Annotated in this window: 21 protein-coding genes, 3 tRNA genes and 1 riboswitch; of the genes, 9 read left to right on the plus strand and 15 right to left on the minus strand. The window is 58.2% G+C overall.

Annotation, left to right across the window (positions count from 1 at the left end):
• Positions 1-28: 28 nt before the first annotated feature.
• A complete protein-coding gene (locus tag V7747_RS11370; RefSeq protein ID WP_335616153.1) occupies positions 29-991 on the plus strand; it encodes a 3-hydroxyacyl-CoA dehydrogenase in 963 nt (320 codons plus the stop codon).
• A gap of 8 nt (positions 992-999) precedes the next feature.
• On the opposite strand, the gene V7747_RS11375 is transcribed toward V7747_RS11370, so the two are convergent.
• Complete coding sequence (locus tag V7747_RS11375; RefSeq protein ID WP_335616154.1) at positions 1,000-2,226, minus strand: MFS transporter; 1,227 nt, start codon at positions 2,224-2,226, stop codon at positions 1,000-1,002.
• Between the two features lie 282 nt (positions 2,227-2,508).
• Positions 2,509-2,775, minus strand: coding sequence for a hypothetical protein (locus V7747_RS11380; protein ID WP_335616155.1), 267 nt, complete (start codon positions 2,773-2,775; stop codon positions 2,509-2,511).
• Positions 2,776-3,060: 285 nt separating this feature from the next.
• Positions 3,061-3,208: riboswitch (FMN riboswitch) on the plus strand.
• Positions 3,209-3,289: 81 nt separating this feature from the next.
• Between V7747_RS11380 and V7747_RS11385 the strand changes: the two genes are divergently transcribed.
• A complete protein-coding gene (locus V7747_RS11385; RefSeq protein WP_335616156.1) occupies positions 3,290-3,775 on the plus strand; it encodes a 6,7-dimethyl-8-ribityllumazine synthase in 486 nt (161 codons plus the stop codon).
• A gap of 29 nt (positions 3,776-3,804) precedes the next feature.
• On the opposite strand, the gene V7747_RS11390 is transcribed toward V7747_RS11385, so the two are convergent.
• Positions 3,805-4,020, minus strand: a complete 216-nt coding sequence (locus V7747_RS11390) for a dodecin (protein ID WP_335616157.1) — start codon at positions 4,018-4,020, stop codon at positions 3,805-3,807.
• 179 nt (positions 4,021-4,199) lie between these two features.
• On the opposite strand from V7747_RS11390, the gene V7747_RS11395 reads away from it, so the two are divergent.
• The 4 genes from V7747_RS11395 to V7747_RS11410 all read left to right on the plus strand — a co-directional run bounded on the left by V7747_RS11395 (position 4,200) and on the right by V7747_RS11410 (position 9,271).
• The gene (locus tag V7747_RS11395; RefSeq protein WP_335616158.1) at positions 4,200-5,558 is read left to right on the plus strand and encodes an imelysin family protein; all 1,359 of its coding nucleotides are present in this window, start codon (positions 4,200-4,202) and stop codon (positions 5,556-5,558) included.
• Between the two features lie 120 nt (positions 5,559-5,678).
• Positions 5,679-7,106 (plus strand): di-heme oxidoreductase family protein, encoded by a 1,428-nt coding sequence (locus tag V7747_RS11400; RefSeq protein WP_335616159.1) that lies wholly within the window; start codon positions 5,679-5,681, stop codon positions 7,104-7,106.
• Between the two features lie 14 nt (positions 7,107-7,120).
• Positions 7,121-8,146, plus strand: a complete 1,026-nt coding sequence (locus V7747_RS11405) for an imelysin family protein (RefSeq protein WP_335616160.1) — start codon at positions 7,121-7,123, stop codon at positions 8,144-8,146.
• Between the two features lie 3 nt (positions 8,147-8,149).
• Complete coding sequence (locus tag V7747_RS11410; RefSeq protein WP_335616161.1) at positions 8,150-9,271, plus strand: DUF1513 domain-containing protein; 1,122 nt, start codon at positions 8,150-8,152, stop codon at positions 9,269-9,271.
• Positions 9,272-9,306: 35 nt separating this feature from the next.
• Here V7747_RS11410 and arsJ read toward each other — a convergent pair whose 3' ends face one another.
• The 4 genes from arsJ to V7747_RS11430 form a co-directional block, all read right to left on the minus strand.
• Positions 9,307-10,539, minus strand: coding sequence for an organoarsenical effux MFS transporter ArsJ (gene arsJ / locus V7747_RS11415; RefSeq protein WP_335616162.1), 1,233 nt, complete (start codon positions 10,537-10,539; stop codon positions 9,307-9,309).
• Positions 10,540-10,548: 9 nt separating this feature from the next.
• Positions 10,549-11,553: an ArsJ-associated glyceraldehyde-3-phosphate dehydrogenase gene (locus tag V7747_RS11420; RefSeq protein WP_335616163.1), complete on the minus strand. Its 1,005-nt coding sequence runs from the start codon at positions 11,551-11,553 to the stop codon at positions 10,549-10,551.
• Between the two features lie 74 nt (positions 11,554-11,627).
• Positions 11,628-11,984 carry a metalloregulator ArsR/SmtB family transcription factor gene (locus tag V7747_RS11425; RefSeq protein ID WP_335616164.1) on the minus strand — a complete coding sequence of 119 codons (357 nt, stop codon included), beginning with the start codon at positions 11,982-11,984 and terminating at the stop codon, positions 11,628-11,630.
• A gap of 196 nt (positions 11,985-12,180) precedes the next feature.
• The gene (locus V7747_RS11430; RefSeq protein ID WP_335616165.1) at positions 12,181-12,531 is read right to left on the minus strand and encodes a PilZ domain-containing protein; all 351 of its coding nucleotides are present in this window, start codon (positions 12,529-12,531) and stop codon (positions 12,181-12,183) included.
• Between the two features lie 214 nt (positions 12,532-12,745).
• Here V7747_RS11430 and V7747_RS11435 point away from each other — a divergent pair, with 214 nt between their 5' ends.
• On the plus strand, positions 12,746-13,234 hold the full coding sequence (locus V7747_RS11435) for a copper chaperone PCu(A)C (RefSeq protein WP_335616166.1): 489 nt from the start codon (positions 12,746-12,748) through the stop codon (positions 13,232-13,234).
• Here the strand turns inward: V7747_RS11435 and V7747_RS11440 are convergent.
• The 3 genes from V7747_RS11440 to V7747_RS11450 form a co-directional block, all read right to left on the minus strand.
• Positions 13,228-13,866, minus strand: a complete 639-nt coding sequence (locus V7747_RS11440; RefSeq protein ID WP_335616167.1) for a trimeric intracellular cation channel family protein — start codon at positions 13,864-13,866, stop codon at positions 13,228-13,230. The two genes, V7747_RS11435 and V7747_RS11440, sit on opposite strands and share 7 nt — an antisense overlap.
• Before the next feature lie 26 nt (positions 13,867-13,892).
• Positions 13,893-15,257, minus strand: coding sequence for a glutathione-disulfide reductase (gorA, locus tag V7747_RS11445; protein ID WP_335616168.1), 1,365 nt, complete (start codon positions 15,255-15,257; stop codon positions 13,893-13,895).
• Between the two features lie 75 nt (positions 15,258-15,332).
• Positions 15,333-16,691 (minus strand): UDP-glucose dehydrogenase family protein, encoded by a 1,359-nt coding sequence (locus V7747_RS11450; RefSeq protein WP_335616169.1) that lies wholly within the window; start codon positions 16,689-16,691, stop codon positions 15,333-15,335.
• A gap of 145 nt (positions 16,692-16,836) precedes the next feature.
• On the opposite strand from V7747_RS11450, the gene V7747_RS11455 reads away from it, so the two are divergent.
• Both V7747_RS11455 and V7747_RS11460 read left to right on the plus strand, forming a co-directional pair.
• Positions 16,837-17,751 carry an AraC family transcriptional regulator gene (locus tag V7747_RS11455; protein ID WP_335616170.1) on the plus strand — a complete coding sequence of 305 codons (915 nt, stop codon included), beginning with the start codon at positions 16,837-16,839 and terminating at the stop codon, positions 17,749-17,751.
• A 143-nt stretch (positions 17,752-17,894) separates the two neighbouring features.
• Positions 17,895-20,033, plus strand: coding sequence for a TonB-dependent siderophore receptor (locus tag V7747_RS11460; protein ID WP_335616171.1), 2,139 nt, complete (start codon positions 17,895-17,897; stop codon positions 20,031-20,033).
• 68 nt (positions 20,034-20,101) lie between these two features.
• Here V7747_RS11460 and V7747_RS11465 read toward each other — a convergent pair whose 3' ends face one another.
• From V7747_RS11465 to pgsA, 5 genes are all read right to left on the minus strand, one after another.
• Complete coding sequence (locus V7747_RS11465; protein WP_335616172.1) at positions 20,102-20,278, minus strand: hypothetical protein; 177 nt, start codon at positions 20,276-20,278, stop codon at positions 20,102-20,104.
• Between the two features lie 211 nt (positions 20,279-20,489).
• Positions 20,490-20,576, minus strand: a tRNA-Leu gene (locus tag V7747_RS11470).
• A gap of 20 nt (positions 20,577-20,596) precedes the next feature.
• A tRNA-Cys gene (locus tag V7747_RS11475) sits at positions 20,597-20,670 on the minus strand.
• Between the two features lie 47 nt (positions 20,671-20,717).
• A tRNA-Gly gene (locus V7747_RS11480) sits at positions 20,718-20,793 on the minus strand.
• A 231-nt stretch (positions 20,794-21,024) separates the two neighbouring features.
• The gene (pgsA, locus tag V7747_RS11485; RefSeq protein ID WP_335616173.1) at positions 21,025-21,594 is read right to left on the minus strand and encodes a CDP-diacylglycerol--glycerol-3-phosphate 3-phosphatidyltransferase; all 570 of its coding nucleotides are present in this window, start codon (positions 21,592-21,594) and stop codon (positions 21,025-21,027) included.
• Positions 21,595-21,599: the final 5 nt, after the last annotated feature.

Here is a 21,599-nt window from a genome sequence, read left to right on the forward strand (position 1 = left end):
ACAAAAACAATAATCAGAGGACGCAAGCATGTCGCACCCACTGAATTGCATCAGCGTGCTCGGCGCGGGTGTTCTGGGCGGTCAAATAGCCTGGCACACTGCCTACAAGGGAAAAAGAGTCGTGGTCTACGATCTCTTCGAAGACGCGCTGGACCGCTGCAAGGTAGCCCATCAGCAATACGCTCAGATTTACGCCCAGGATCTGGGCGCTGCACACAACAGCCTGCTCGATACCCACGGCCGTCTGACGTACACCAGCAATCTGGCTGACGCCGTCGCGCAGGCTGACCTGGTGATCGAGGCCGTGCCGGAAATCCCGGAGATCAAAACTACCCTGTATCAGGACATGGCGCCGCTGTTGCAGGAGCACACGCTGCTGGTCACCAATAGCTCAACGCTGTTGCCACGCGATTTTGCTGCCGCGACTGGACGCCCCGAGCGTTACTGCGCGCTGCACTTTGCCAACATGATCTGGCATATGAACCTGGCCGAGATAATGGCCCATGAACAGACCAGTGACGAGACGCTGAGCGCGGTCGCCGAGTTTGCCATAGATATCGGCATGGTACCGATTCCGGTCAGCAAGGAGCAGAACGGCTATGTGCTCAATACCTGGCTGGTGGCACTGTTACAGGCAGCGCAGACGCTTGTCACCAATGGCGTTGCCACGCCGGAGGTGATAGACCGAACCTACATGATCGTTAACCGAGGCTGCGCCATGGGACCCTGCGGAATCATCGACGTGGTGGGTATGAAAACCTGTTACGACATTCTGCAACACTGGGGGGCGGCGTTGAACGACGAGCAAATGCAGCGCAACGCCCGCTACCTTAAAGACCACTTTCTCGAACGCGGACGTCTTGGCCTGCAGACCGGGTCGGGCTATTACACCTACCCTGCGCCGGCGTATCAGCGCGCCGGCTTTCTGGACGTACCCGACAAATCCGAGATTGCCACCCTCATCAGCAAGGTGCGTCTGACCCAGCGCTGAACGGCGCGTTAGTCCGACGTCGCCGGCTGCCCTGCGGTAACGTCGGCTTTGGGCTCTATGCAACAGAGTACCAGCAATGCCAGCGCCGGCATGGCACTGCCCAGCAGTGCCGCCGTTATCCAGCCGCCGTGCGCGTAGCCCCAGACCCCGACTGCGCTGCCGACGGCGCCGCCGACAAAGAACGTGGCCATATAGAGGCCATTCAACCGGCTGCGCAACTCAGCGCTCAGCCCGTAAATCGCGCGCTGCCCCAGCACCACGTTGCCCGATACGCCAAAGTCCAGCAGAACCGCGGCAATTACCAGTGCCCACAAAGACAGCGTCGAGCCCAGTGGTAGCAACAAGGTGAGGCCAAATGACAGCATTGCCAGCAACATGGCAAACACGGTCGCCGAGCGGGTTCGCCCGGCATCCGCCACGCGGCCGGCGATAGGGGCTGATACCGCGCCGGCGACGCCAGCCAGTGCAAACAGCGCAATGCCGGATTGCGACAAGCCGAATGCCGGACTAGCCAGCAATAATGGTGTGGTAGTCCAGAACAGGCTGAAGGCGCCAAACATCATCGCCTGGTAAAAAGCGCGGCGCTGTAACAACGGGGTGTGCAGTGCCAGGCTGCCCATGGAGGCAAGCAAGCGGCCATAGCTCAAACGCGCTTGCGGCCAGCGTGGTGGCAGCAATATCCGTATGGCGATACCCAGAAGCAGCATGACCACGGCAGAGAAAACGAACACGGCATGCCAGCCGAACAGATCGGTAATGAAGCTGGACACCGGGCGCGCGAGCATGATGCCGAACATCAGGCCGCTCATCACATTGCCGACTACCTGTCCGCGTTTTTCTTCAGAGGCAAGGTGCGCGGCCAGCGGCACAATGATCTGCACAGCGACCGCCCCCACGCCAATCAGCAGGGAGGCAGTCAGGAAGATAAGCGCGCTTTCGGCGACGGCTGCGGTCAATACGGCCACGATCGAGAGTCCGACCATGCTGAGTATGAGTTTGCGGTTCTCCACGAGGTCGGCGAGTGGCACGATCAACAGCAAGCCGATCACGTAACCAATCTGCGTCAGCGTCACGATCAGCCCTGCCGACCCTGACGACATCGATAACGCCACGCTGATCGGCCCAGCCAAGGGTTGCGAGTAATACAGGTTGGCGGCAATCAGGCCGCAGCAAAGCGCCAGGAAAAAGGTCATTCGGGCCGAGATAGGCACAGTAGGCAGGGATATTGCGGACATGCTGGCTCCGATGCGGGGAGGTTCAAAGCCGCTATTAACTCACATTTGTTCGAGAATAGTCGAAATTATATGTAATGCAGGCTGGAACAGACTGTTGCAAATGCTTTGGTGTGGTCTGCGCTAGCACGAGAGCATGGGCAAGCATTGAGCGGCTGCATTGCGATATGCAAGGCGTTATCGCCGAGAAAGAGGATGTTGAAGTAAGCATTGGCTCTATGCGTTAGGTTACATCCATGATGCGACCCGTCTGGCCCCTACCGGAAAAAGGTTAGCAAGCCTGCGTCAGCCCGCGGTGAGCTGTAAGGCGTTCATTTTCTGCTCATCGCTCATGTCAGCATCTTTGAGCGCCTGGGTCAGACTGGCGTACGCGCCGGTCAATGCGCTCATCAGCCCACTCAACTGCTGTTGCAACGCTTGCAGCTGCTCAGGATCGGCCCCAGCGTTCTGCAGCGCTGCCAGTTCGGCCTTCTTCTCGGCTATTTGCGCCTTGAGCTCGCGTATGTGCTTGATCAGCTCTTTCACGTGGTCAGGCAGGCCGCTCTCCTCCACGGCTTGCTCCTGCTGGCTTGCAGCGGATCTGGCTTGGGCCTGCTCGGATAGCGTTACCCTGACGCCTTGCCCTGCTGCCTTTACGGCCGCTTGGGCCGCCTTTACCGAAGGTGCCGGCTCAGCGGTTGTGGTTGCTGGGACAAGGGCTGCCGGAAGAGTATCTATGCGCATACCAACCTCGAAATGATCACAAGACTGTATCGGCAGCTATGCTTGCTGCTTTAGGCGCGCCGTTTTGACGCCCGCCCTGATAACCCTTATATTGCTGCCCGCTGTGAAAAACAGCTTCGTTCTCGGGGCGGGGTGCAACTCCCCACCGGCGGTGATGGGACCCAGCTCCCCAGCCCGCGAGCGCTCTGAATTGCTTCAGAGGTCAGCAGATCTGGTGAGACTCCAGAGCCGACGGTAATAGTCCGGATAAGAGAGAACGCGTCAGCTGCGTGCGCCGTGCAATTACTTGCCTGGCCTCGCCCTGCCCGTTCGCCCTGATTCACCTTTGTCCAGGAAGTAACTGATGAATCAGAGCTCGACGAATAAGACCTTTAACCGCGCCAGTCAGCGCGTTGCCTTTATTCATGCCTCTTGGCACGCGGATATCGTTCTGCAATGCCTTGAGGGCTTTAAAAGCCAATGGCAGGAACGCGGTTACGACCCGGCGTTGATCGATGTGATCGCCGTGCCCGGTGCCTACGAAATACCCTTGCAAGCCAAACTGCTGGCCAAGACCGGCCGCTATGCCGCTATTGCTTGCAGTGGTTTGGTGGTGGATGGCGGGATCTACCGGCACGACTTTGTTGCCAATGCGGTGATATCAGGTTTGATGCAGGTACAACTGGAAACCGAAGTGCCGGTACTCACTGCAGTGCTGACGCCGCATCATTTTCATGAGCACGCAGAGCACCAGACTTACTACAAGCGTCATTTTGTGCATAAAGGCGAAGAGCTGGCCGCCGCCGCGGACGGCGCGATTGCGCTCACCCTGGCGAACAAGGCCAGCTGACGGGCGACCGTCAGGTCGCCAAACCGCAATTAGCTGCCTTCAATACGAAAGCCCACCTTCAGCACCACCTGATAGTGGGCAACCTTGCCGTCGGTCACGTGACCACGGGTTTCCACCACCTCGAACCACTCCACATGCTTCATGCTCTTGCTGCACTCAGCAATGGCGCCTTCGATGGCATCCTCGATGCTTTTGGTAGATGAGCCTGCTACTTCGACTTTCTTGTACACGTGATTGTTAGACATTACGTACTCCTGTTAACGAATTTGCGTCCTCGTTATGAGAGACAGCGTTTATCACGCTGGGTTCAGGCTGATTTGTCACGGCGCGGCCGCGCTGATTGCAATATGTGCAACTGACTTTATAATCACAAATGCAAATCAGTATCATTATTTGAAGACACTATTAAAACAGGGAGTCCTCCATGGCTGCACGTTTTCCTCTGCAGGCGCTTGCGCTGGCAATTTCCACCACATTTCTTCTGACTGCGTGCAGCGATGAAGATCAGGCGGCGCAGTCTGCCGCGCCTGAAGCCTCCGCCCCCGCGGAAGTAGCCGAGTCCGCGCCAGCGGCAGAGGCCGACGACGCGGTGCAACCCAACGCGGTGGTCAGTCACTACGCTGATCTGGCGCACGCCACCTTTGAAGATGCCCTCACCACCGCCAAGACGCTGGACGCTGCTACCGACGCGCTGATCGCCAATCCAACCGCTGAAACACTTGCTGCTGCCAAGCAGGCTTGGTTGGCTGCACGAGTGCCCTACCAGCAGTCTGAAGTCTTCCGCTTTGGCAACGCAGTAGTCGACGACTGGGAAGGTCAACTCAACGCCTGGCCGTTGGATGAAGGGCTCATCGACTACGTGAAAACCGACGATTACCAGCACGCCCTGGGTAACGATGGCGCCAACGCCAACATTATCGCCAGCACCAAGCTGACCATTGGTGGCGAAACCATGGATCTGAGCACGCTGACGCCCGAACTGCTCGCCAGCCTGAATGAAGTTGGTGGTTCCGAAGCCAACGTTGCCACCGGTTACCATGCCATTGAGTTTCTGCTTTGGGGCCAGGATCTGAATGGTTTTGCGGCCGGTGCAGGCGAACGCCCCGCAACCGACTACGCCCAGGGTGAAGACTGCACCAACGGCCACTGTGACCGTCGCGCTGCCTATCTGGATGCAGTGACCGACCTGCTGGTAACCGACCTCGAGTGGATGGTCGGCCAATGGACCGCAGACACCGAGGGCAACTACCGCGCTGAGTTTGTCGCGATGGAGCCGCAGGCTGCCTATCAGAAAATGCTGTTCGGCATGGGCTCCCTGTCGCTTGGCGAGTTGGCCGGCGAGCGCATGAAGGTCGCACTGGAAGCCAACTCCTATGAAGACGAGCACGATTGCTTCAGCGATAACACCCACAATTCGCACTACTACAACGCCAAGGGTATCCAGAACGTGTATACCGGTACCTACCAGCGCGTCGACGGCAGTGAACTCAATGGTGCCTCACTCTCCGATCTGGTGGCCGCCAGCGATGCCGAACTCGACAAGCAGCTGACCGGTGAACTGGAAGCGAGCATGGCCGCACTCGGCGAGATGAAGAGCACTGCCGAAGCCAGCGAAAATCCAGTCAAGTTCGATATGATGATTGCCCCCGATAACGCTGAGGGCGCAGAAACCATCAATAACGCCATCAATGCACTGGTTGCGCAAACCGCCTCTATCGAGAAAGTAGCGGCCACTGTCGGTGTTGATTCACTGCAACCCGATGATGCCGGCCACAATTTCTAACGGCGCAACGGTATCGCAATAAAAGCCGGTGGTAGGGGAAGATCCCCCTACCACCGGCTTTTTTCAGTGAGTATGATTATGGGCCGCAGCAAAGCCCTCTGATACGGTAATAACGCTTTTATGTCCCGCCCCTCTTTTCGTTGCCCTACCTTGTTCCAAGTGCTGCTGTTGCCGCTGACTCTGAGCGCTAATGCCGTCTTCGCCGCACCATCGGACTACCCTATTCAGCAGACGCCCATGACGGGCGGTGCCGGCAGTGTGAAGCAGCACGACCACAACGCCTTTTCGCTGCCGCAAGGCAACCTGCCAATCACCAAGCGCCTTGATTTCAGCGTTGGTAACAGCTTCTTCCGCAACCCCTGGGTGGTAGCTCCGTCCAGCACAGATGCCCGCGACGGCCTCGGTCCGCTGTTCAATACCAACTCCTGTCAGGGTTGCCATATCAAAGATGGCCGCGGCCATGCGCCGCCCTCGGTTGACGAACCTTCGGTGTCACTCTTCCTGCGCCTTGCTGTGCCGGCAGACCCGCAAAAAGATGCCGAGATACTCAAACGTCATGGCTTTCTGCCCGCCCCGGTCTATGGCAGCCAGTTGCAGACGTCCGCTATTCCCGGCATGCAACCTGAAGCCAATATGGTCGTTGAGTGGCAAGCCGTAGAGCAGACGCTCGCGGACGGCACCAAGGTCAGCTTGCGGCAGCCGATCTATCATATCGAATCGCCCAATTACGGCCCGTTGCCCGATAACCTGCTGATATCGCCGCGCGTTGCGCCACCGATGATTGGACTGGGCCTGCTCGAAGCCATCGCAGAGGTGGATATTCTCCGCCACGAAGACCCCGACGACAGCAACGGTGACGGCATCTCCGGCCGCGCCAATCGCGTTTGGGACAAGGCCACGGAAAGCACGGTACTTGGGCGCTTTGGCTGGAAAGCTGCAGAGCCCAACATTCTGCAACAGGCCATGGGCGCCTTTGCCGGTGACATGGGCCTGACCTCCACGCTGAGCCCGAACACCGACTGTACAGCGGAGCAGAAGTGCGATGCCTTCCCCAATGGCGGCGAGCTTGAAGTCAGTGACAAGGTCGCCAACTTCATTGCTTTCTACTCCGCCAGCCTTGCCGTGCCTACGCGGCGCGACATGGACAGCCCAGAAGTACAGCGCGGCGCCGAGCTGTTCAATGAACTCAATTGTGCCGGCTGCCACACGCCGACGTACACCACGGCTAAAGTCGAGCGCGACGATTTGAGCGAGCAGGTTATCTGGCCCTATTCCGACCTGCTCCTGCATGACATGGGGCCTGGTCTGGCGGATGGGCGCGATGAGTTTCTGGCCGATGGCAATGAGTGGCGTACACCACCGCTGTGGGGCATGGGCCTTGCGCAACAGGTGAATCCAAGCGCTGGCTTCCTGCATGATGGTCGGGCACGCACACTGGAAGAAGCTATTCTCTGGCACGCCGGTGAAGCGCAGGCCTCTGCGGAGCAGTACCGTTTGCTGCCCGCACCCGAGCGCGCCGCATTGCAGCGTTTTCTCAACTCCCTTTGAGCGAGATGAATCCAATGACTTCACTTCATCGTTTCGGCTGCTGCGCACTGCTGGCACTGAGCTTTACAGGCACTGCCCAGGCAGAAACACCCCGCGCAGCCTGGCACGCACAGATCGCGCACGGTTATAGCCAACTGGCCACCGCAACCGCGCAGTTTGAAAGTACCGCTACCGATTATTGCCAGGAGCCCTCCCCGGCCGGCTTGTTGCAGCTCAAGGAACAGTGGCTGGCCGCATTCAGCGCCTGGCAGGCTGTGCGCTTTGTCAGTTTTGGTCCGATTGAAGAAAACACCCGTGCCTGGAAATTTCAGTTCTGGCCAGACCCCAAGAACCTGACCGCCAGCAAGGTGGATTACTGGCTGAACAGCGATAAACCCATCAACGCCGAGGCCATCGCCAAGGACAGTGTGGCGGTGCAGGGCTTCCCGGCAGCGGAGTATCTGCTCTATGACGAGCGCATCACTGCGACCGACAGTGCACTGCCGGCTGAACGCAGCTGTGCACTGATCACCGCAATCAGCGGCAATCTGCAGAGCAACGCCGACAGCCTGAATGCTGACTGGGCCGCGCTGGAAGAACGCTACCTGAACGTTGCGGATTACGATAACGGCACCTTGCAATCGGCCATGCAGGCGCTGGAACTGATGGCTGATTGGCGCCTTGCGGGCCCCATCGGTGAGCGCGGTAACGGCAAGCCAAACCCCTACGTTGCTGATGCCTGGCGCAGCGGGCAGTCGCTGAACACCCTGCATGCCTCGCTCAAAGGCCTGTCGGACTACTTTGTGCCGGGCCTCAACCTGTTGCTGGCGGAAAACGACAGCGCGGCCCTGGCGGAACAGTTCAACCAGCAGTTGAATAAAACACTCGCCCATTTTGAACAGTTGCCCGCCGACATTGCCCCGCTGATGGAAACCGAAGCCGGCCAAAAAAGTCTTAAGGCCCTGCTGGACGACCTCAATGCCACAAAGGCCATGCTAACCGGCCCGGTTTCTACGGCCCTGAGCGTGGTGCGCGGTTTCAACTCCAGCGACGGAGACTGACGCATGGTGAGCCGTCGACAGTTGCTGCGGGCCGGTCTGGGTGGCGCCGCACTCGTTGGCCTATCCGGTTGTGCCGGACCACAACTCGGTCGGCGGGCTGCGCCACTGCAACTGCTTAGCGCGGTTGACGATGATCAGGGCCAGCATTACATCACCGCGGTGAAGCAGTCCGGCGAGCAGGCCTTTATGGTGCCGGTCAGCGAGCGCTGCCACGGTGGTTGCCTGCAGCCCTATGGCGATCACGTGGTGATCTTTGCGCGGCGGCCCGGCCGGCAAATGCATGTCATCGATACGCGCCGTGGCGCGCTGGCACACAGCATTGACGCGGGTGAAGGCTTTCACTTCTACGGACACGGTGTGTACAGCCCGGATGCTCGGTATCTGTACGTCACCCTGAATCGTTATAGCGATGCGGCGGGCCTGATTCGAGTGTATGACGCGATGAACGGCTACCGTGCCTTGCAGGACTACCCGCTCGACGGCGTTGGCCCGCATGAGGTTCGCCTGCATCCCGATGGCGAGACGCTCGTCATTGCGCTGGGCGGCATTGAAACCCACCCGGACTATGACCGCCTCAAGCTGAATATCGCCAGCATGCAGCCAGCGTTGCTGTTGATGAACCGCCATGACGGCCAGATCGTCCAGCGTTTTACACCCTCCCACCACCAGCTGAGCTGTCGCCATCTGGATGTCAGCCCGGAAGGCATTGTGATCGCGGGTTATCAGTATGAAGGCCCGGAGTGGGACACGCCGCCGCTGGTCGCCAGACTGGATACCCGAAACATGCAGTTCAGCGAGCTTGAACTACCGCTGGAAGAGGTCATGGGGCTGAAGAACTACACTGCCAGTATCGCCATCAGCCCCACCAGCCCTTACACGGTGATAACCGCACCAAGGGGGCACCGTGCGGTTATCATCAATCACCATAGCGGTGAACTGGTGCAGCGAATTGCGGTACAGGATGTGGCCGGCGCCCTGCCCTATGGTAACAGCAGCTTTCTGGTTTCTTCCGGTACGGGCGGGTTATACCTGCTTGATGCCGAAAGTGATGAGGCTCAGCCGCACGGCGATTATGCCGTGCACTGGGACAATCACTTGACGCCGGGTGGGCTGCGCCACGCGTGAATCAACTGGGCTGCGTATTCATGCCGGCCCAGTGCTTAGGCCGCGCGTTTTGTCTGCTGCGCGCGCTGCGGCAATGCCAGCGAGATCAACGCCGCCAACAGCACAAAGCCACTTGAGACCCACAAACACGCGGGCAAGCCGTAAGCCTGATATACCCAGCCGGAGAATAGGGTGCCTAACAACCGGCCGAGTGCGTTGGACATGTAATAGAAACCCACATCCAGCGAGACACCGTCCGCTTTTGCATAGCTGACGATCAGATAACTGTGCAGCGACGAATTGAGCGCAAATAGCACGCCAAACAGCATCAAACCACCCAGCAACGCTGCCTGTGGCTGCCAGCCTGCTTCCAGAGCCAGCGCGATCGCCACAGGCGAGCCAGCCAACAGGAATGCCCAGACAGCAGCAGAGCGCCCATCAGGGACTTGGCCGTCCCTGCGCCGGGTCAGTGTGGGCGCAACCGATTGGACGGCACCGTAGCCAATCACCCACGCTGCCAGAAAACCACCGACCAGCCAAAAGTCCCAGCCTAATACGCTGCTCAGGTAAACCGGCAGTGCAATCACAAACCAAATATCCCGCGCGCCGAACAGAAACAGACGCGCAGCGGACAGTACATTGATCGGTCGGCTTTTGGACAGCATGTCGCGAAACTTGGGTTTGGCGCTGGCCGTGCCCAAATCTTTTTTCAATAGCACCAGGCTGGCCAACCAGATCATTGCCAACGCCGTCGCCATGACCAGCACTGCGCCGGCAAAGCCGAGTAGCGCAAGCAGGCCGGCACCGAGAAAGAATCCGACGCCTTTGAGCGCGTTTTTCGAACCCGTCAGAAGGGCCACCCATCGGTACAAGGTGCTCTGCTCGCTATCGGCAACCAGCAGTTTGATCGCGCTTTTTGCGCTCATCTTGTTCAGGTCTTTGGCGATGCCCGACAGCGCTTGTGCGGCCATTACCCAGGGAACCGTCAACATGGCTGCCGGCACGGTCAACATGAGCAGCGCTGCCACCTGGATACCCAAGCCGATGTTCATGGTGCGGTTGAGGCCAATGCGGGCACCAAGGTAGCCGCCGATCAGGTTTGTGACGACGCCAAACATCTCGTAGAACAGAAAGAGCGCGGCAATCTGCAGCGGACTGTAGCCCAAGCTGTGAAAGTGCAGCACCACCAACATGCGCAGCGCGCCATCGGTCAATGTGAACGCCCAATAATTGGCGGTAACCAACAGGTATTGGCGAACGGCTGACGACAAGCCTGAGAGCGCGCGCATACCCTACCCTCAGTCAGCCTGACCGACCAGCCGTGCCAGCTCGACTGCACGGTTGGCATAGCCCCACTCGTTGTCGTACCAAGCGTAGATTTTTACCTGGGTACCGTTGACCACCATGGTGGACAGTGCATCGACAACCGAGGAGCGCGGGTCGGTGCGGTAGTCGATGGATACCAGCGGGCGTTCTTCAAAACCCAGAATGCCTTTCAGCGCTCCGGCGGCGGCCTTCTTGAAAAGGCCGTTGACCTCGTCCACCGTAGTGCTGCGCTCAACCTCGAACACGCAGTCGGTCAGTGAAGCGTTGGCCAAGGGCACGCGCACAGCGTGACCGTTCAGTTTGCCGCGTAGCTCGGGAAAGATTTCGGCAATGGCCGTCGCCGATCCGGTGGAAGTCGGAATTAGGCTCATACCGCAAGCCCTGGCGCGGCGCAGGTCCTTGTGCGGCTGATCCAGAATGCTCTGGGTGTTGGTCAAGTCGTGAATGGTGGTGATCGAGCCGTGACGAATACCAAGGGCCTCATGAATGACCTTTACCACCGGCGCCAGGCAATTGGTGGTGCAGGATGCCGCCGTAACGATGCGGTGCTGCGCTGGGTCAAACAGCGAATCATTTACGCCCAACACAACGTTCAGTACGCCCGGTTCCTTAACCGGCGCGCATACCACAACCCGCTTGACCCCTTGTTCCAGATAACCCTGCAGCAAGGCCGTGGTCTTCATCTTGCCGCTGGCTTCCAGCACCAGATCGCAGCCGCTCCAGTCTGTGTCAGCGATTGCCTTGTTGGCGCTTAGGCGCAGGCGTTGGCCGTTGATTACAAGATTGTTGTCTTCACTGCCTGCCTCATACTGCCAGCGGCCGTGCACCGAGTCGAAGTTCAGCAGGTGGGCGTGGGTTGCGGCGTCACCAGCAGGGTCGTTGATCTGCACAAATTCGAGCTCAGGCCAATCCCAGGCTGCGCGCAGTGCCAAGCGGCCAATGCGGCCGAATCCGTTGATGCCAACTTTGATCGTCATGACGAGTCCTCGCGTTGTAGGTTGTATCGGGCCGATGCCCACCGCTGTCCGTTGATAATCCCCGTGAACCACACTCAACAGCAGCTAATTTGCCGCTCCGGACGGTCGCCCATGGTGTAAAGTTGCTCGCGGTCCCTGCTTAGCCAGTGCGTGTTGGCGGTCAGCGTCTGTTGCAGCACCGAGACGACCCAGTCAGGTAGCTGAGGATGCAAGCGATAATAGACCCACTGCCCCTGCCGGCGGTCAGCCAGCAGACCACAACGACGCAACTGTGCCAGATGCCGCGACACCTTGGGCTGGCTCTGTTCAAGCGCATGAGTAAGCTCGCACACGCAAAGCTCGACTTCACGGGTAATCAATAACATCAGCCGCACACGCGTATCGTCGGCCAGGCATTTGAATACGGCGGTGGGTGTTAACGAGTCTGCCATGGGCCTCTCGAAGAGTATTCTGATGAGTTGCCGGGAGGCACGCCTAAGAAAGCGAGTATATACGCCAAACCATATATAACAATGTGAATACTCTGTTACACAGTCAAGGTCGGCAGTTAAGCGCAGGTTGCGCCAAAGGCTGGGTCAAAAAAAAGCAGCTATTAGCTGCTTTTTCGCTTGAATGTGAGTGCCCGGGTTAGCGGCTGGCCACCATGCGCTCGATACACTGGCGGGATTCTTCCGGCAAATTGGTAAAGTGCAGACCGGTCCAGTACTGCTGACCGCTGATACTTTCACGGTTCCACAGGCTTTCCGCGTCGAGCAGGAACTCGGTCATGCCATTCAGCGTCATTGGCAGGTTCACCTGCAAGGCGAAAGAGCGGAACAGGTCAAGCGGTCGTTCGCTGAGCAGCATCAAGCCTTCTGCATGCAGGTCTACAACCCGACCAAGGTGGTCTCCGGTATCCAAATCGAAAACTTCGAGGCTTGTACTCACTGAGTGGCGCTCCAGTCGTCTGCGTTCTGCTAATTTTTGTTCGTCTACCACGGCAGGCTTCCTCGGCCACCAGACAGAAATGCTGTAACCCGATTGTGGGCCAATTTCATGCTGGCGAATAGCTATCTTCGGTTTGATTTTGTATAGCAATCGACATTTTCTGAAACTTTTTCGCGGCGCTCGTCTGGAACCGATTCTGATCGATATTCCACCCGCTTGCCTGCTAAGGTTAGGCTTGTTTCGTTCAGGATCACAAGGACTGCCGATGTCATTTAGCAAAGTTTTATCAGTGCTGGTTTTTTGCTGCCTGTCGCCCCTACTGACGGCGCACGAGTTTGACGCGGGTACACTGCATATCGATCACCCCTGGTCACGCGCGTTGCCTGCGGTAGCGAAAACAGGGGCGGTATATCTGGTTATTGCCAACCACGGCGAGCATGCCGATACCCTGCTGGGCGCAGATACCCCCGTTGCCGGCAAAGTAGAAATGCATGAGCACGTGCACCAAGATGGCCTGATGAAAATGCAGCAGGTAGCGGATTTGCCAATTGCTGCCGGCGAAAGCTTGGCGTTCCAGCCCGGCGGCTATCATCTGATGCTGTTCAACCTCACCAAGCCGTTGACCGCCGGCGAGCACTTTCCGCTCACCCTGCACTTCGCCAACGCCGGTGATGTTGAGGTGGTGGTGAATATTCAGGCCGACGCCCAACCGCAACAGCCGCAGGCAGAGCACTCAGGCCACGGCGATCACTGATCGGGGCCTTTGGGCTCTCGGTCAAGCAGATGAAAACGAGGCAGCTCCAAATGCCAGCGAATAGCGGCAAGGCGTATTCCCAGCACCGCCAGCATCCCGAGTATGGATGCCAGATCGGAGCTCAGCGTCAGTTGCAGCAGGGCGATATAAATCAGAGCACCGGCAATACAGGCTGTGGCGTAGATTTCCTTGTGGAAAATCAGCGGGATCTCATTGCAGATGATATCTCGCATCACGCCGCCGGCGACGCCCGTCATCACACCCATGATCACCGCGGCGCTTACTGGCACCTCGTGGGCCAGCGCCACCTGCGTACCCAGCACGGTGAACACCGCCAGCCCAAAGGCATCGGCAATCAGCAATCCGCGCTCATTGATGGGCTGAGTGAAGCGGACCCAGAGCACAGTGCCGATAGCTGCCAGGCTGGCCACCAGAATATACAGGTCGTTGCCAATCCAGCTGACCGGGTGACGCCCGAGAATCACGTCGCGCAGCGTGCCGCCGCCCAGCGAGGTGACAATGGCGATGACCAGCACGCCAAACAGGTCCATCGATTTGCGGCCGGCCATTAGCGCACCGGTAATGGCGAACACCGCGACACCGAACAAATCGAAAGCGTAGAACCAGCTCATACTTCACACTCCGCAGCGAACCGCGATCAGTCCTCGCGGGTGGGGGTGCGCATGGTAACAAACTCCTCGGCAGCGGTGGGGTGAATGCCCAGGGTGGCATCAAAAACTGCCTTGGTGGCACCGGCCTTCACCGCGACGGCCAACCCCTGCAGTATTTCACCCGCATCAGGGCCGATCATATGAATACCCAGGATGCGGTCACTTTGCTGATCGACCACCAGCTTCATAAAACTCTGCTCACTGCGCCCGGCAAGTGTATTGCGCATGGCTCGGAAGCGACTTTCAAAAATTCGCAGCTTGTGCCCTGCGGCGCGTGCGTCTTCCTCGCTCAGCCCCAGGGTGGCGATGTTGGGGATGCAGAACACGGCGGTAGGAATATCGTTGTAATCCACCGGGACATAGTCTTCGGGCTTGTACAGCCGGCGCGCTAGCGCCATGCCTTCGGCCAGCGCCACGGGGGTGAGCTGCAAGGTATCGGTCACATCGCCGATGGCGTAGATGGACGGTTCTGTAGTCTGGTAATGCGCATCGACGGCAATAAAGCCCTTTTCATCCAGGGTGACGCCGGTATTTTCCAGCCCCAGTCCGTCCAGGTGTGGACGGCGACCGGTGGCGTAAAGTACCAGGTCGGTCTCAATGGTTTCGCCGCTGTTCAGGGTGACTGTCAAGCTGCCGTCAGCCTGTTTGTCGATGCGCTCGACGTCGGCGTTGAAGGTCAGCTCCAAGCCCTTATTGCTGAGCGTTTGCGCCATGTGCTCGCGAATCCCCTGATCAAAGCCACGCAGGAACAGGTCGCCGCGGTACAGCAGACGCGATTCACACCCAAGACCCTCGAAAATACAGGCGAACTCCACCGCAATGTAACCCCCGCCTACCACTAGCGTGCGTTTGGGCAAGGCGTCCAGGAAGAAGGCCTCGTTGGAGCTGATGACATGCTCCCGTCCCGGAAACTCTGGAATGAACGGCCAGCCACCGGTGGCGATGAGAATGCGCTCGGCACTGTACGTGGTATCCCCTACCACCACATGGTGAGCATCCTGTAGGCGCGCACGTCCGTTGATCAACGCCACGCCGGCGGATGTCAGCAGATTGTGGTAGATCCCGTTCAGGCGGGTGATTTCCTGGTTCTTGTTCTCCAGCAGGCGTGACCAGGTAAAGTTCGGGTTAGCGATATCCCAGCCAAAGCCGGCGGCGTCGGCAATATCTTCGGCAAAGTGTGCGGCGTAGGCAAAAAGCTTCTTGGGCACGCAACCCACGTTGACGCAGGTGCCGCCCAGGTAACGGTCCTCGGCCACCGCCACGCGTGCACCGAAGCCCGCGGCCATTCTGCTGGCGCGCACGCCGCCGGAGCCGGCACCAATCACAAAGAGATCAAAATCGTAGTCGGACATACTCGCCTTTTCGCTATGGAGTGGGTGCTCCAGCATACCGCAAAGACGTCAGCCGTTGGCAGCAGGCCTTACCATTCAGCCCGCCCGCCGCAGTGGGGCGAGTTGCGTACGGCTGATGGACCGGCCAACCCCCTTATAGGCAAAGCCCGCGCGCTCAACTACCTGCGGATCGTACTGATTGCGCCCATCCAGCAGCAGTGGCCGGCGCATCAATGTGCGCATCAGGGCAAAGTCGGGCTGTCTGAATTGTTTCCATTCGGTCACCAGCACTAGCGCATCGGCGTTACGCAGTACCGCATAGGGATCTTCGCCCAGTTGCAACTGACCATTGGCTACCGGCGCGCCATAGCAACGCGCAATATTATCGGCGGCTATGGGGTCAAAGGCCTGAATTCGCGCACCGGCAGCCAACAGGGAGTCAATCAGCACGCGGCTGGGGGCATCGCGGATATCATCCGTGCCTGGTTTGAATGCCAATCCCCAGATAGCCACCGTCAAGCCGCGCAGATCCTGGCCAAGGCTTTGCTGCAACGACCGAAACAGCCAGGCTTTCTGCTCCTGGTTACGCGCCTCTACCGCTTCCAGTATTGGCAGGCGGGTGTCACAGGATTCCGCCATGTGCAACAGTGCCCGGAGATCCTTGGGGAAGCAGGAACCGCCGTACCCACAGCCGGCATAGATAAAGTGGTGGCCAATGCGTTGATCGGCACCGATACCTTTGCGCACCTGCTCGACATCCACGGCAAATTCATCACAGAAGGCCGCCATCTCGTTCATAAAGGAAATCTTGGTTGCCAGAAAAGCATTGGCAGCATATTTGGTCATCTCGGCAGCACGTCGCGACATGAACATGATGCGGTCGTGATTGCGCACAAAAGGCGTATACAGTTGATGCATAACGCGCCGTGCTTCGCTGTCTTCGGTACCAACGATTATCCGGTCGGGCCGCATGAAATCGTTCAGTGCATCACCCTCCTTGAGAAACTCCGGGTTGCTCACGACACGGTGCTGCAACCCGCCTGGGTTCTGATCAAGGATGGACTGAACGCGGCAGGCAGTGCCCACCGGCGCGGTTGACTTGCAAACGATGAGAGTTGGTAGGCTCAGGTGCACCGACAGCGCCTGCGCCACCGCCATGATCTGTGAGGTGTCGGCTGCGCCATCCGGCGCCGATGGTGTACCCACTGCGATGAAAACAACGTCTGCTCCTTGCACCGCGTCAGCCAATGCGCTGCTGACCGAGAGCCGCCCGCCGGTAATATTGCTACGCAGCAGGGCTTCGATCCCAGGCTCGAAGATTGGTGAAATACCCTCGCTCAGCAAGCCGATACGTTCCGCGTTGCTGTCTACACAGGTGACTCGATTCCCCATCTCGGCAAAGCAGACCCCCGTTACCAGTCCAACGTAACCGCAGCCAATGACGCAGATGTGCATGATGTGCTCTCCTGTTGTCTTGTCTCCGATTGCGCCAGTGCGGGGTGACGATGAGATGACCATAGGATGAAGGCTTCATGAATGCGCAAATACGAATGGATTGTATTTGCGTCGACATCCGGTATCGTGTCGATCATCAGCGAGCATGAGTCTTAATCTCTTGGACAGTTCATCCGACCATCACCTGACGCGCATCGAGCGCGTCCTGAGTTACATTCATTGCCACCTGGACGACCCTCTCTCGGTACAAGAATTGGCTGCCCAGAGCTGTTGGTCGCGCTGGCAGTTTCAGCGGGTATTCACCGCAGCCACTGGTTTTACCGTGGCGCAATACGTTCGGCAGCTGCGTCTGAGCCGCGCGGCAGAAATGCTGGTCAGCACCTCGCAGCGGCAGCTGGACATCGCGTTGCGCTGCGGTTTCGATACCGAGATCAGTTTCAGTCGTAGTTTTCGGCAGATGTTTGGCTGCCCGCCGGGCGCTTATCGCCAGCGTGGACAGCGCACCGGTATGCTAGCGTCAATCAATCTGCAAGATGCCCCGCGGCTGCCGCCAGACATGCGCAAACCCATGCTGTCGATACGGGTGGAAAACCGACCCGCGTTTGAGGTTTTCGGTGTCTGTAGCCCGGTGAGGGGGCTCTTTGCCGAGTCCCCAGACTTTGTCACCAGCGTGCCGAAACTCTGGAACAAATTCTCTGCTTGCGCGCGCGCCGCCCAACTGGATGCGGAAAAGCTGATGCTAATAGGCGTGCTGGACCTGACCCATACCGAGGCGAACCAGGGACGCTTTCCTTACTGGGCGGGCGTGGAGTCCAGCATCGTGGCTGCGTGTAACGAGTGCAGCGTGTTGCAGGTGCCGGCACAGGAATATGCCGTTATACCGCATCACGGTCCGTTGACAGGCCTGCAGGAGGTGTTGGAATGGTTTATTCGTTACTGGCTGCCGAAGTCCGGCTATCGTGGGCTAAATGGCTTCGATCTGGAGATATACGATCATCGCTTTCGCGCGGAGAGTGCCGACAGCTACATGGAATACTGGGTCCCCATCACACCGCGTTAGGCGCTTCGACACCAACCCTGCCCCACCCACGCCAGCGCCTATGCGTTTTGCCCTGCACCAAATGGTTAAGTCGCCTCCCGAGCTTCGAGATAAAATAGAATCATTATCATTTGTCTCGAAATCATCACTTGCTCGGAGTCGCAATGAACCTGCAACCGCTTTTTCGTCATACCCTCCTCGCCGCGGCGATCATCAGTGCCTCCTGTCTCTCTACGGTACAGGCGCAGGAGTCCGTGCAAGAGGAGCAGCAGCTCGACAGCATGACAGTCTATGGCAGCACCTACCGCAATACCGCGACTAAAACTCAACTGAGCCCCGAGGAAACCCCGCAGGGTATTTCGGTGATTGATGAGCCCGCTCTGGAAGCGCGCGACGCCGATAGTGTTGCCGAAGCGCTGCGCTACACGCCGGGTGTCAATACCGAGCTGCGTGGCGGCGCGGTCAATCGGCTGGATCTGTTCAATATTCGCGGTTTCATCAACTACCAGAACTTCTACGATGGGCTGCCCCTGCCCTACAACGACTGGAACCTGCAGACGCAGGTCGACATGCAGGCAGTGCAACAGGTGGAAGTCTTCAAGGGCCCGACTTCGTCCCTGTATGGCGCCATGCCGCCGGGCGGCATGGTCAACCTGATCAGCAAAAAGCCGCTGCCAAGTGCCTACAACAGCCTGGAGCTCAGTGTTGGCAGCAACAAACTCAAGGAAATCACCTTTGACTCTGCCGGTCAGTTGGGCAGCTCTGACCTCACCTACCGCTTCAATGGTCTGGCCAACAGCAGCGACGGTCAGGCCGAGACCTCGGAAAACGAGCGTCTGATGCTGGCGCCGTCGGTTGATTGGCAAATGACCGACGACACCCTGATCAACCTGAACGCTTACTACCAGAAAGACCCAGATATGGGGATCTACACCACGCTGCCTGCCCAAGGCCTCTTTCAAGATAACATCAATGGCAGACTCGACGAGGACGCTTACAGCGGCGACGCCGACTGGAACACCTACGAACGTGAAGTGCTGATGCTTGGCTACAAGATCGATCACCAGATCAGCGATAACTGGAGCTTCCTGCAGAACTTCCGCTACCAGCACGGCGATGCCTATCAAGAAAACACCTACACCACAGAGCTGGCAGCGGATCAGCGCACGCTCTCTCGCCGCGCCTATCTGACCGATGAAACTACGGCAGGCTTCGCCATGGACAACCAGTTGTCAGGCGTCGTGATGACCGGGGTGGTCGAACACAACCTGCTGCTGGGCGTGGATTACACCAAAATGGAAAGCGACATTGGCTACGAAGACGCCACTGCGCCCGCTATCGACATCTACAACCCTGACCATCACCAGATCGTTGGCAGCGCCCTGGACTTTTCTGCCTCCGGTTACAGCAGTCAGTTTAGGATCGAGAAAGAACAAGTTGGCGTCTACTTCCAGGATCAGCTACGCATGGGTCAGTGGGTGCTGATTGCCGGCGGCCGCTACGACAGCTTCGAGTCGCGCGAGAATGGCGTTCAGTACGGCGCCAAAGTAGACAGCAAGGTGGACCAAAACAACACCTCGTGGCGCGCGGGAGCGCTGTACGAGTTCAGCAACGGCCTCTCGCCCTTTATCAGTTATGCCGAGAGCTTCGAGCCGGTAGGCGGCCTGGATCGTCTAGGGAGCACCTACGAGCCCTCTACCGCCAATCAGTGGGAAACCGGCATCAAGTACAGTTCACCAAACAAGCAGACTACCGCGTCGATTGCGCTCTACCGCATCGAGAAGGAAAACGTGCTGACCCGCGATCCCAATGGCACACCCTATGATCAGGTTCAGGCCGGTGAAGTACGCTCCCAAGGCGTGGAGATTGAAGCGCGCAGTCAGATCAATCGCAGTCTGAACCTGATGGCCAGCTACAACTACCAGAATGTCGAAGTTACCAAGGACAACAGCGGCCTGCAGGGAAAAACGCCGGTCTGGGTGCCTGATCAGAGCTTCAACACCTGGGCCAGCTACGACATCTTCAACGGCCCACTGTCTGGACTGACGTTGGGCGGCGGAGTGCGCTACATAGGCAAAGCTGAACTGGATGCACTGAATTCCGACACCGTGCCCTCAGCTACGCTGGTGGATGCCAGCATCGGCTACGATCTGAGCGAATTGGGTAGCGGCATGGACGGCGCCAGCGTGAAGCTGACAGCCAACAACCTCTTCGATGAACGTTATTACAGCTGCTATGACGGATTGAACTGCTGGTTTGGTGCCGAGCGCAGTGTGCAGGCCAGCGTGCGTTACGACTTCTAACCGGCTACAGCGCCAATCAGGGAGGCCTCGGTCTCCCTTTCCTATGCCAAACCCTTATCACGCCGCCCTCAGACCAGATGCAGCATTTTCGGAATATGGTAGAAAACCAGACCCAGCATGCAGGCGGCGCCCACCCAGAGCAACGCAATACCCGAGGCGTTATCGCGCCGGGAAAAACCCGCGCAGATAAACAAAACACCAACCGAGAAAATGGCCAGACTGGCCCAAAACAACTCGTGCTCCATGCCTCAACTCCCTGCGCCGCCAGACCGCTTCTGAATTGAAGCTTCTAGCTTCAGTATAGAATCAATTTGTTTCCCGGGCACGGAGTGGCCTTGGCTGAGTCAACGGCGTGCAGGCGTGGATAGCTTAAAGCGAAAGAAGATGGACAAAGCTAAGGGAAGGTTTTGCTCGCGGAGCTCAGGCCAGCCGATTGGCTCAAACCCGCATGGTAATTGGTGCCCGGAGCCGGGGTCGAACCGGCACGATCTTACGATCGAGGGATTTTAAGTCCCTTGCGTCTACCAATTTCGCCATCCGGGCTAGCGAAAGATACGTAAAGATGGAGGCCGAGGTCGGAATCGAACCGGCGTACACGGATTTGCAATCCGCTGCATGACCACTCTGCCACCCGGCCTCATAAGGGGACTATCGCGCTGTGGATGACGTCAGCGCAACAAAAACTGGAGCGGGAAACGAGACTCGAACTCGCGACCCCGACCTTGGCAAGGTCGTGCTCTACCAACTGAGCTATTCCCGCAAATTTACATCTACTACAACTGACCCATCGGGTCGCGAGACCTCGCGAGGCTATGCGCCCCACCCCGACCTCGGAAGGTCGTGCTCAAACAATGAGCTGTCTCGCAAATACTTCTTGATCGTTCCGCTGAAGATAAAACCGGTTGCTTTCCGGCTCTAGCGCTTCCAGCGTTGGAACGGCGCTCATTCTATCTCGCTGCGCCATCCTGTCAAGTCATTGATTCAAAAAAAGTTATTTGTTGCTATTTTGATCAGTGTCCGGACGTAGGTGTGGCCAGGCGGCACGCAGGTACACCACCATCGACCAGAGCGTCAGGGCGGCCGACATCGCCAACAATACGTAACCCACCACCACCCAACCGGTGATCAGGGGTGGGTTGGCCAGCAGAACTACCAGCGCCACCATCTGCAAGGCAGTTTTGTACTTGCCCAGCTGGGATACGGCAACCTGGGCGCGGGCGCCCATTTCAGCCATCCATTCTCGTAAGGCTGAGATCACCAGCTCCCGGCCAATGATGATGGCCGCTGGTGCAGTCACCCAGAAATTGGCGTGGTGCTGCACCAACAGCACCAGAGCAATCACAACCATCAACTTGTCGGCGACAGGATCGAGAAAGGCGCCAAAAGGAGTGCTCTGTTGCAGCTTACGCGCCAGATAACCATCCAGCCAGTCAGTCACGGCCGCCAGAGTGAAGATCAACGCTGCAGCAACATAGCTCCAGTGATACGGCATATAGAACAGCAGGATGAAAATCGGGATAAGCCCGACCCGTATCAATGTCAGAATGTTTGGAATATTCATGTGTT

Origin of the sequence: Halopseudomonas sp. (assembly GCF_036960865.1) — a bacterium.
Lineage (GTDB): Bacteria > Pseudomonadota > Gammaproteobacteria > Pseudomonadales > Pseudomonadaceae > Halopseudomonas.